The 8,263-nt window shown below is 74.0% G+C and carries 9 protein-coding genes and 1 pseudogene; 5 read left to right on the top strand and 5 right to left on the bottom strand.

The window, feature by feature from the left end; all coding sequences use genetic code 11:
* Positions 1-14: 14 nt before the first annotated feature.
* Positions 15-1,649 (bottom strand): ABC-F family ATP-binding cassette domain-containing protein, encoded by a 1,635-nt coding sequence (locus CCN72_RS26490; protein WP_086810269.1) that lies wholly within the window; start codon positions 1,647-1,649, stop codon positions 15-17.
* Between the two features lie 263 nt (positions 1,650-1,912).
* On the opposite strand from CCN72_RS26490, the pseudogene CCN72_RS26495 reads away from it, so the two are divergent.
* A pseudogene (locus tag CCN72_RS26495) lies at positions 1,913-2,417 on the top strand (isocitrate lyase/phosphoenolpyruvate mutase family protein); the annotation flags it as partial.
* Between the two features lie 135 nt (positions 2,418-2,552).
* Here CCN72_RS26495 and ssgD read toward each other — a convergent pair.
* The gene (ssgD, locus tag CCN72_RS26500; protein ID WP_037659645.1) at positions 2,553-2,966 is read right to left on the bottom strand and encodes a spore wall synthesis regulator SsgD; all 414 of its coding nucleotides are present in this window, start codon (positions 2,964-2,966) and stop codon (positions 2,553-2,555) included.
* Positions 2,967-3,225: 259 nt separating this feature from the next.
* Between ssgD and CCN72_RS26505 the strand changes: the two genes are divergently transcribed.
* Both CCN72_RS26505 and CCN72_RS26510 read left to right on the top strand, forming a co-directional pair.
* Positions 3,226-4,290: a WD40/YVTN/BNR-like repeat-containing protein gene (locus CCN72_RS26505; RefSeq protein ID WP_167408719.1), complete on the top strand. Its 1,065-nt coding sequence runs from the start codon at positions 3,226-3,228 to the stop codon at positions 4,288-4,290.
* Between the two features lie 74 nt (positions 4,291-4,364).
* A complete protein-coding gene (locus CCN72_RS26510; RefSeq protein ID WP_086810270.1) occupies positions 4,365-4,703 on the top strand; it encodes a plasmid stabilization protein in 339 nt (112 codons plus the stop codon).
* Positions 4,704-4,730: 27 nt separating this feature from the next.
* Here the strand turns inward: CCN72_RS26510 and CCN72_RS26515 are convergent, their stop codons facing one another.
* Entirely contained in the window at positions 4,731-5,027 is a 297-nt protein-coding gene (locus tag CCN72_RS26515) for a YciI family protein (RefSeq protein ID WP_086810271.1), read from the bottom strand.
* 60 nt (positions 5,028-5,087) lie between these two features.
* Here CCN72_RS26515 and CCN72_RS26520 point away from each other — a divergent pair, with 60 nt between their 5' ends.
* The gene (locus CCN72_RS26520; RefSeq protein WP_086810272.1) at positions 5,088-5,837 is read left to right on the top strand and encodes an endonuclease V; all 750 of its coding nucleotides are present in this window, start codon (positions 5,088-5,090) and stop codon (positions 5,835-5,837) included.
* On the opposite strand, the gene CCN72_RS26525 is transcribed toward CCN72_RS26520, so the two are convergent.
* Complete coding sequence (locus CCN72_RS26525) at positions 5,786-5,974, bottom strand: hypothetical protein (RefSeq protein WP_086810273.1); 189 nt, start codon at positions 5,972-5,974, stop codon at positions 5,786-5,788. The genes CCN72_RS26520 and CCN72_RS26525 overlap by 52 nt on opposite strands.
* A gap of 90 nt (positions 5,975-6,064) precedes the next feature.
* Positions 6,065-7,234: a saccharopine dehydrogenase family protein gene (locus CCN72_RS26530; RefSeq protein WP_086810274.1), complete on the bottom strand. Its 1,170-nt coding sequence runs from the start codon at positions 7,232-7,234 to the stop codon at positions 6,065-6,067.
* 219 nt (positions 7,235-7,453) lie between these two features.
* Here CCN72_RS26530 and CCN72_RS26535 point away from each other — a divergent pair.
* Positions 7,454-8,263, top strand: an 810-nt coding sequence (locus CCN72_RS26535; protein WP_143664204.1) for a CaiB/BaiF CoA transferase family protein, incomplete at its 3' end; no start/stop codon positions are given.

An 8,263-nucleotide genomic window follows, 5' to 3' on the forward strand; every position in this document is an offset into this window, starting at 1 on the left:
TTGTCAGACAGGCCCTAGCCCACCTCCTCCGGCGTGATCTCCCTCAGCTCGCCGTCGGCCATCAGCAGCCAGCGGGTGATGCCGATGGACTCCAGGAACGGCAGATCGTGGCTGGCCACCAGCAGTGCCCCCTCGTACGAGTCCAGGGCCGAGGTGAGCTGCCGGACGCTCGCCAGGTCGAGGTTGTTGGTCGGCTCGTCGAGCAGGAGCAGCTGAGGTGCCGGTTCGGCCAGCATGAGCGCGGCCAGCGCGGCCCGGAAGCGCTCGCCGCCGGACAGGGTGGCCGCCCGCTGGTCGGCGCGGGCGCCCCGGAACAGGAAGCGGGCCAGGCGCGCCCGGACCCGGTTGTTGGTGGCGCCCGGCGCGAACCGGGCCACGTTCTGGGCGACCGTCAGCTCGTCGTCCAGCACGTCCAGGCGCTGGGGCAGGAACCGCAGCGGGACATGCGCGGTGGCGCTGCCCTCCACCGGCGCCAGCTCCCCGGCGACCGTGCGCAGCAGCGTCGTCTTGCCCGCGCCGTTGCGCCCGACCAGCGCGATCCGCTCCGGGCCGCGCAGATCGAGGATGCCCTCGATACGCGCCCCGTAGGCCATCGCCAGGTTCTCCAGGGTGAGCACCTGCCGGCCCGGCGGTACGGCGGTGTACGGCAGGTCGACGCGGATCTCGTCCTCGTCGCGCACCGCGTCCACCGCGTCGTCCAGGCGCTCCTTGGCCTCGGCGAGGCGCTCCTCGTGCATGATGCGGTGCTTGCCCGCCGACTCCTGGGCGGCGCGTTTACGGGCGCCCATCACGATCTTCGGCTCCCGCTTGGAGTCGTACATCTTCTGCCCGTACCGTTTGCGGCGGGCCAACTTCATATGGGCGTCGGACAGTTCGCGCTTCTGTCTGCGCACATCGGCCTCGGCGGCCCGGACCATCCGCTCGGCCGCCTCCTGCTCGACGGACAGCGCCTCCTCGTAGGCCGAGAAGTTGCCGCCGTACCAGGCGACCTCACCGGCGCGCAGTTCCGCGATCTGGTCGACCAGGTCGAGGAGTTCACGGTCGTGGCTGACGACGACGAGGACCCCGGGCCAGGCGGCGACGGCCTGGTGGAGGCGGCGGCGGGCGTACAGGTCGAGGTTGTTGGTGGGCTCGTCCAGGAGCAGTACGTCCGGGCGGCGCAGCAGCAGTGCCGCGAGCCGCAGCAGCACCGACTCGCCGCCGGAGACCTCGCCGACGGTGCGGTCGAGGCCGATGTGGCCCAGGCCGAGTTCGCCGAGGGTGACCAGGGCGCGCTCCTCGACGTCCCAGTCGTCGCCGACCGTCTCGAAGTGCCGCTCGGACACGTCGCCCGCCTCGATGGCGTGCAGCGCGGCCCGCTGTTCGGCGATGCCGAGGGCCCGGTCCACGCGGAGCGCGGTGTCCAGGGTGACGTTCTGCGGGAGGTAGCCGACCTCGCCCATGACCTTGACGGTGCCGTCGGCCGGGGCGAGTTCACCCGCGACCAGCTTCAACAGGGTTGATTTTCCCGATCCGTTGACCCCGACGAGCCCGGTCCTGCCGGGGCCGAAGGAGACGTCGAGCCCGTCGAACACGGTGGTGCCGTCGGGCCAGGCGAAGGACAGGGACGAAAGGTTGACGGAAGAGGAAGAGGATGACGCGGATGACATGAGGGCCTCGCGGGGAGTGGGTGCGGTTCGCGGACGCGTCTTGAGACACCGCGGGGCGGGAACCGAAGGGTCACCCGGAGGCCGTACAGAAGAAAAAGGCCTGTGCCGGAGGACGGCTCGAACGCCGAGGGTCGTACGCCACGCACACCTCACCGGTGCGACGCGGTGTCTCCGAACCTCAGACGAGCAACGTCCTTCTCCGATCGACGGCAACAGATCCGAGGTGAACGGTAGGAGCACCGCCGACGGGAGTCAAAACATTTATCGGCACGGCGGGCACCGGGACGGTCGCCACCACCGGCGCCGGGCTCGACCGGTCACTCGGCGCGGCCACCGGCGACCGGCTCGACCGGGACCGCGCGCCGGCCGCCGTCGCCCGGAACGCTGCCGCCATGCGCGTGCCGGTCGGCGCCGACATCGAGGGCGGCCATACGGCGGGCCCGGCCGGGATCGGGGACACCGTGCGGGCTGTCCTCGCCGCCGGAGCGGTCGCCGTCAACATCGAGGGCGGCCGCTACGAGCCCGGCGGTGTGCCGCCGCAGGCCGCCGCCGAGCAGACGGAGCGGATCGCGGCCGCGCGGGAGGCCACCGGCGCGGAAGGCGGGCCGCTGTTCGTCAACGCGCGCGTCGACGTATCTGCGCGGCGCCGGGGGAGTGCACCGCACCCTGGCGCGGGCCGCCGCCTTCCGTGCCGGCGGGGCCGACGGCGTGGTCGTACCCGGGGCCGTCGCCCCCGTGACGGTGAAGGCACCGGTCGCGGGCGTCGACGATCCACCGGACGTGATGGTCTGCACGGGCGCCCCGACCGTCGCGGAACTCGCCGCGGCTCGATGTCGCCCGGATCGGCGCGGGCGCCGCTCTCGGGCGTGTCTGAGCCGCCGTCCGGGTCTCCCGGCGAGCCGGTCAGGCGTCCCGCATCAGTTCGGCCAGGTGGTGGTCCAGGTCCAGCTGGAGGTGTTCGAGCCCGACCGGCACCAGCTCGCCGGTCGCCTCCAGGAAGCGGCGTATCTCGCCGGCGCGCACATGGACGACGGCGGTGCCCTCGGGGGCGTGGAACTCCAGCACGATCCGGTCGTAGCCGTACGGCCGCACCCGTACGTCGCCCTGGCCCTCGGGTTCCAGCAGCCCGGCGGCGAGCAGTTCCCGGGCGAAGGTCCAGCAGACCTCGACGCCCTCCAGCGTGGCCGGGGCCGGGAAGGTCATCCGCACGGCGAACGGGTCGCAGCGGTCGTACCGCAGCGTGGCGGGGATGCTCGGCATGCGCGGTGCGGCGGCGACGAGGCGGGCTTCTACGGGCTGCTCGATGACGGTGGACAACGCCTTGCTCCCTCGTGACGGCTGGACTGCGGCCTGGTGACTCCCGGCACTGGGTGAGACGACGGAACGGGCCGGGACGTGCACCTGGGGAACGAGTGACCTCGGTCACCGCGTTCATGCACGCGCGGCCGCCCTTGGCGCGTACGGCAGTTGGCCCTCTGGACGGCGACCGGGCGGTGGACTAGCTTCGCCCGCCATGAGGCGCATGGGGAGCACGAGGGACAAGCGGGACATGAGGGGCACGCGAGGCCTTCGGCGGATGGGCAGACTGACGGCGGCGGGAGTCGCGTGCGGCGCGGCGCTGGCCGCGCTGACCGTCCCGTCGGCCGCCGCGATCGGCCGGCCGCAGGGCGTGCACTGGGCCGCGAAGGACCCCGGCACCCCGCAGGTCCGCTACCGGGGCCTGGCCGCCGTCGACCGGCACACGGCCTGGCTGGCCGGCACCGGTGGCACCGTCCTGCTCACCCGGGACGGCGGCACCTCCTGGCGAAACGTCTCCCCGCCCGGCGCGTCCGCCCTGGAGTTCCGGGACGTCGAGGCGTTCGACGCGCGGCACGCGGTGGTCCTGGCCATCGGCGAGGGCGAGGCGTCCCGGGTGTACCGCACCGACGACGGCGGGGCGAGCTGGACGGAGTCCTTCCGCAACACCGACCCGAACGCGTTCTACGACTGCATGGCCTTCTTCGACCGCAGGCACGGCCTCGCGATGGGCGACCCCGTGGACGGGAGGTTCCGCATCCTGTCCACGAGCGACGGTGGCCGCTCCTGGCGGGTGCTGCCCCCGGCCGGGATGCCGCCCGCCCTGGACGGCGAGGCGGGCTTCGCGGCGAGCGGGCAGTGCCTGGTCACCTCGGGCTCCAGGGACGCCTGGCTGGCCACCGGCGGCGGCGCCCGCGCGCGGGTCCTGCACTCCGCCGACCGCGGGCTGACCTGGACCGCCACCGACACCCCGGTCCCGGCCGGGGACCCGGCCCGCGGGGTCTTCGCGCTCGCCTTCCGCGACCGCGACCACGGTCTCGCCGTCGGCGGCGACTACGGCGCGGGGCAGCCCTCACCGAAGGCCGCCGCCGTCACCCGGGACGGCGGGCGTACCTGGCAACCGGCGGCCACACCCCCGCCGGCCTACCGCTCCGGTGCCGCCTGGCTCCCGCACAGCCGCAGCTCGGCGCTCGCCGTCGGTCCCACCGGCACCGATCTGACCACGGACGGCGGCCGCACCTGGCGCACGATCGGCGCCGGTTCCTACGACACCGTCTCCTGCACCCCCGACCTCGGCTGCTGGGCGGCCGGCGAGCAGGGCAGGGTGGCCCGGCTGGAACGGTGAGGTAGGCACGCCGACAGCCGGGTACTCGCGCCCCGAAAGGCGTCGTAGCGGCCTTTGCGGTGAAAGGAGCGATCATGCCAGCCGGTTCCAGCCCCAAGCGCGAACGCCAGTACGAGCACATCAAGGAGAGCGCGCGGGAACGGGGCGAGAGCGAGGGACGCGCCGAGGAGATCGCCGCGCGGACCGTCAACAAGGAGCGCGCCCGCTCCGGCGAGTCCAGGACGGCGAGCCGTACCTCGACCCAGGACATGTCGTCGAGCAGGCGCGGCGGCCAGCGGTCGGGCAATCGGACCGGCCCCCAGAGCCCGACCCGCGACCAGCTGTACAACGAGGCGAAGCAGCGCGGCATCGAGGGCCGTTCGCACATGAACAAGGACCAGCTTCAGCGCGCGCTGAACGCCAAGAAGGGCTGACGGGCCGCGCGCCCGGGGCGCGGGTCCTCAGTCCGGGGTCTGCCGGTACCGGGCCAGCTCCGGGACCGTCGTGGTGGCCGTGAACTCCGTGATCCGGTAGGCGCACACCTCGCCGGCGGTGTACGGATCGGCCGCGACGATCTCCTCGATCCGGGCCCGGTCCTCGGCGACGGCCAGGATCACCCCGCCGTCGCGCGGGTTCTTGCGCCCCGATGCCAGGAAGACGCCCTTCTCGAACTGCTCCCCCAGCCATGCCATGTGGTCGGCGTGCAGGGCGTTCACGGCGTCGAGGGGCGCGGTGTAGGTCAGCTCCAGTACGAACATGATCGCGAGCCTAACCCCGGGGGCGGGGCGCCCCGGGCCGGGCACGTACAGTCGGCCGACATGACGACCGTAGGCGTACCGGCGGGCTGGCCCGCCACCGAGGCGGAGGCCCGCGCGGTCCAGGACGAACTGCGCGCCCGGGTGGTGCTCGACGAGCCAGGACCGCCGCCGGGCACCGGCCGGGTGACCGGGGTCGACGTGGCCTATGACGACGAGCGCGACCTGGTCGCCGCCGCGGCCGTCGTCCTGGACGCCGCCACCCTGGAGGTCGTCGCCGAGTCGACCGCGGTCGGCCGGGTGTCCTTCCCGTACGTCCCCGGTCTGCTCGCCTTCCGCGAACTGCCCACGGTCCTGGCCGCACTGGAAGCCCTGCCCATCGGCCCCGGCCTGGTCGTGTGCGACGGCTACGGCCTCGCCCACCCCCGCCGCTTCGGCCTGGCCAGCCACCTGGGTGTCCTCACGGGCCTGCCCACCATCGGCGTCGCCAAGAACCCGTTCACCTTCACGTACGAGGAGCCCGGCGCCGCCCGCGGCAGCTCCGCACCGCTGCTCGCCGGGGCCGAGGAGGTCGGCCGCGCCCTTCGTACCCGCGAGGCCGTCAAACCCGTCTTCGTCTCCGTCGGCCACCGGGTGTCGCTGGCGGGCGCCCTCGCCCACACGCTCGCCCTCACCCCCGCCTACCGCCTCCCGGAGACCACCCGGCGCGCGGACGGTCTGTGCCGCAGGGCGCTCAAGGAGGCGACGGCGAACGGGACCGCTCAGTCCTCGGCGAGCCGCCACACACCGACTTCCTTGTACTGGGAGTCGTAGACGGGCGAGCCGTCGCCCGGCTCCAGCGCGTAGTGGTGCAGATTGCCGCCCCAGTAGCGCAGGATCCGGCCCAGCTCGGCGGCCCGCTCCTGCGCCGACGCGTTCTCGTCCACGGTCACTTCGAGCACGAACTTCACTGTCGCCGCGCCTCCTTGTGCTTCCTTTGGTCCGAACGCCCATCCTCGCACCGGCTCACGGGACGAGATGCGCGCACCGGACGATCCCGGTCACCGCTCGGCGGCCACCCGGAAGGTGATCCCGGCCGCCCGCAGCCGGTCCGTGAGCGCGTCGCCCATCGCCTGGGCCGTCGTCACCTGGCCGGATGTCTTCGGGAGGGCGTCGAGGGCGAGGCAGAGCGCGGCCTCGGCGAACATCTTGGCCGTCTCGTCGTATCCGGGGTCGCCGCCCGAGACCTCCGTGTAGACGCGCCGGCCGCCGCCCTCGCCGACGAAGCGGACCCTGAACCAGCTCCTGGCCCGCTTCTCCGCGCTGGGCCCCTCGCCGGGAGCGAGCCGGTCGGACAGCAGGCGGCGCACGGGCGGCAGCTGGGCGGCGACCACCGCGGCCCCGACCGCGGCCGCCCCGCCGAGCGCGACCGGCAGACGGCGGACCGCCGCGAAGTGCCGGTAGCGGAAGTCGGGGCCGTACCGGTCCAGGGCCCGCGCCGAACGGCTCACGATCCGCGGGTCGATGGTGGGCAGCGGCAGTGCCCACGCGCCGACCTCGGGGGCGAACCGCGGCGCCCCGGTCGGCGCGCTCACCCGGCGCCCGTACCGCCGCGGCTCGTGCCGCGCCCGGTCGCGGGCGGCGGCCAGCATCGTGCGCCCGCGCGCGAACTGGTCGAGCGCCGAGGCCAGCGTGCCGCCGGAGAACGCCGCGTCGGCCGTCACATAGCCGTCCACCCGCAGCGGCACACCCTCCGGCAGCTGTTTCACCGTGAAGTACACGCCCAGATCATGCGGCACGGAGTCGAACCCGCACGCGTGCACCAGGCGCGCGCCGGTCTCCCGGGCGCGGGCGTCGTGCCGTACGTACATCAGGTCCACGAACTCCGGCTCGCCGGTGAGGTCCAGATAGTCCGTCCCGGCGTTCGCGCAGGCGGCGACCAGTTCCTCGCCGTGGCGCAGGTACGGCCCGACGGTCGTGGCCACCACCCGGGCCCGCTCGGCGAGATCGCGCAGCTCGGCCGGCCGGGACGCGTCGGCGCGCAGCACCCCGATGTCCGCGCCCCCGGGCAGCCGGTCCCGCAGCCGCCGCAGCTTCACCTCGTCGCGCCCGGCGATCGCCCAGCGCACGCCCTGTGGCGCATGCGCCGCCAGATACTGCGCCGTCAGGGTGCCGACGAAGCCGGTCGCCCCGTAGAGCACCACGTCGTAGGGACGGTCCAGCCCGCTCATGACCCACCTCGCCTGCTCATGACACCCCTCGGTCGCGCAGCCCGCGCCGCTGTCGGTGGCCGAGGCTAGCGTGAGGTGAGCGCCCCGGAGGCGCCCGGGTGATTTTCAGCCGGATGGGCACTTGGCTAAGCGCTTGCTCGTTCAGGTCTTGTGCCGGATGGAACGCGTTCATAGCATCACCGGTGTTACATCAGTTGTGTCACACGCTTGGGGGACGGCATGAGCACGGCGGCACCAGCAGAGCGGGGCCCGCTCGGCGGCGTGCGCGTGGTGGAGCTGGCCGGCATCGGGCCGGGCCCGTTCGCCGCCATGCTGCTCGCCGACCTCGGCGCCGACGTGGTCCGGGTGGACCGCCCCGGCGGCCCCGGCCTCGGCGTCGACCCCGCCCACGACATCACCAACCGCAACAAGCGCTCCATCGTGGTCGACCTCAAGTCCCCGGACGGCGCCGCCCGCGTGCTGGACCTCGCCGAGCGCGCCGACATCCTCGTCGAGGGCTACCGGCCGGGCGTCGCCGAGCGCCTGGGCGTCGGCCCCGCCGACTGCCATGCCCGCAACCCCCGCCTGGTCTACGGCCGGATGACCGGCTGGGGCCAGGACGGCCCCCTCGCCGAGCGCGCGGGCCATGACGTGTCGTACATCGCCGTCACCGGCGCCCTCGGCCTGATCGGCCGCCCCGGCGAGCCCCCGGCCGTGCCCGCCAACCTCCTCGGGGACTACGCGGGCGGCTCGCTCTACCTGGTCGTCGGCGTCCTCGCCGCCCTGCACCGCGCGCGCGCCACCGGCACCGGCCAGGTCGTGGACGCCGCCATCGTGGACGGCACCGCCCACCTGTCCGCGATGATCCACGGCATGCTGTCCGCCGGCGCCTGGCAAGACCGGCGCGGCGCCAACCTGCTGGACGGCGGCTGCCCTTATTACGGCACCTACGAGACCGCCGACGGCGGTCATATGGCGGTCGGCGCCCTGGAGGTCGTCCAGGCCGAGCAGGCGCAGGAACTCGGCCGAGAACTTCTCCTCCAGGGCGCC

Origin of the sequence: Streptomyces murinus (assembly GCF_002154555.1) — a bacterium.
In the GTDB taxonomy this organism is placed as follows: domain Bacteria; phylum Actinomycetota; class Actinomycetes; order Streptomycetales; family Streptomycetaceae; genus Streptomyces; species Streptomyces murinus.